Genomic DNA, 2,455 nt, shown 5'->3' with positions numbered 1-2,455 from the left:
CGACCCGGCGAGCGGCGCACCGATCGGCACCACACCAGCCCCCGGCGTCAACGGCGCGCTCATCGTCACCCACACCGTGGTCTCCGTCGGGCCGTAGGCGTTGATCATCACCCGCCCCTCAGCCGCCCACCGATCCACCAACTCGGGCGGGCAGGCCTCACCACCGACCAGCAACCCTTGCACCGACTCCAAGCCCTCGAGTGCAAGCACTCCCAATGCCGACGGAGTCTGACTCAAGACGCTGACGTGTTCACGAATCAGCAAGGCGCGGAACTCTTCCGGCGAGCCGGCCACCTCCTCGGGCACCACCACAAGCCGCGAGCCACTCAGCAGAGCACCGAAAATTTCCCACACCGAGAAGTCGAACGCATATGAATGCCACTGCGTCCACACCCGTCCCGGCGCCACCAAACGCCGATCCGCGGACTGCACCAGCTGCGTGACGTTGCGGTGCGCAACGGCCACCCCTTTCGGCGCACCCGTGGTGCCGGAGGTGTAAATCCGATAGGCGATGTCATCAAACGTTGGCAGGGACACGGCCGTACTCGGCTGAGTCGCAATGCCTGGATCGTCGACGACATCCACCACCGCCGCATCGCAGCCGCTCAGCCGCGACCGCAGACCGGCTGTCGTGATTGCAGCGACCGGCGCTGCGTCAGTCAGCATGAACTCGATGCGTGCATCCGGTTGTGCGGGGTCGATCGGCAGATACGCCGCACCGGTCTTGAGCACCGCCATAATCGACACGATCGCCTCAGCCGACCGCGGCAACAGCAGTGCCACGCACTCACCCGGGGCCGCGCCGTACCCGATCAGCATGTGCGCCAACCGATTCGACGCCTCATCCAACTCGCGATACGTCAGCGACCGACCATCACAGGTCACCGCGGTCGCGTCGCCAACAGTTGCGACCTGAGCCGCGAACAACTCGGTGATCGTCGCCGCGGCCGGTGCGGGCCGAGTCAGAACCGCCCGATTACCCCACTCATCCAGCCGGGCGTATTCCTGCTCATCGAGCACATCGATCGTCGACAACCGCCGCGCCGGATCAGCGGTGATCGCCGCCAACACCCTCCGCAACCGGTCCACCAGTGCCTGGATGCTGGCCGCGTCGAACACATCGGTGCGGAACTCCACATTTCCGCCGATGCCCGCCGGGTCACCAGCCTCACTCCAGCGCTCGGCGATGAAGAACGACAAGTCCATCCTGGCCACCCCGGTTTCCGCCGGCACCGGCGTGACCTGCACATCACCCAACGCCAACTCCGGCACCGCGGCGTTGCCCTGGCCGATGAAGTTCTGCCAGGCCAACACCACCTGCACCAACGGAGAATGGCTCAACGACCGTGTCGGATTGAGCCGCTCAACCAGCACCTCAAACGGCACATCCTGATGCTCAAAAGCCGCCAAGCTGCGCTGGCGCACCTGCTCGAGCACCTGCGCGACGCTGGGATCACCATCCACCTCAACCCGCAGCACCAACGTATTGACGAAAAACCCGATCAAGTCTTCCAAAGCCGGGTCGCGGCGCCCGGCGATCGAAAAACCAAGGGCCACATCGGAAGTGGCGCAGATCTTGGACAGCAGCACCGCCAACGCGGCCTGCACCACCATGAAGCTGGTGGCATTGTGCTCGCGAGCCAAATCATGCACCCGCTGCTGCAATTCAGCCGGCCAGTCCACCGCCACACTGGCCCCGCGATAATCCGCCACCGCCGGATACGGCCGATCCGTGGGCAACGCCAACCGCTCCGGCAACCCGGCCAACATATCCTGCCAGTAGGCGACCTGGGCGTTGATCCGACTATCCGGATCGTCCAAATCGCCCAACTGCGCACGCTGCCACAGCGTGTAATCGATGTACTGCACCGGCAACGGCGTCCACCCCGGTGCCCTTCCTTCGTGGCGGGCCAGGTACGCCTCGGCGATATCGGTGATGAACGGACGCATGGACGAGCCGTCGGCAGCGATATGGTGCACCACCGCCACCAGCACATAGTCCTTGTCAGCGAGCCTGAAAAGCGTTGCGCGCAAAGGAATCTCGGTGGCCAAGTCAAACGTGTAGCGGACCACCTCACCGATGGCTTCCTCGAGCCGCTCGACCGGCCAACCGACCGCATCGACCACGCGCCAACCAAAATCGGCCTGCTCGGCCGGCAGTACCACCTGCTGCGGCACACCGTCAGCGGCGACGAACACGGTGCGCAGCGCCTCGTGGCGGGCCACCACATCGGCAAGGGCCGCACCCAACGCCTCGACATCCAGCGCGCCCCGCAGCTGCAACGCGACCGGCATGTTGTAGACCGGGGACGGCCCCTGCAACTGTTCCAGGAACCACAACCGGCTCTGTGCGAACGACAACGGCACCACCGCCGGCCGCTCCACAGCTACCAACGGTGCAAAACCTGCTTTGTGATCACCCAGACGAAGTGCCAGCTGGGCGGCGGTGGGCGCT

Annotated in this window: 1 protein-coding gene; it reads right to left on the bottom strand. The window is 65.3% G+C overall.

Annotation, left to right across the window (positions count from 1 at the left end; translation table 11 throughout):
* Positions 1-2,455, bottom strand: a 2,455-nt coding sequence (locus AC5Y39_RS21190) for a non-ribosomal peptide synthetase (RefSeq protein ID WP_500048287.1), incomplete at both ends; no start/stop codon positions are given.

The organism is Mycobacterium sp. NGS39 (genome assembly GCF_059812765.1).
This window is presented reverse-complemented; position numbering and strand designations above follow the sequence as displayed.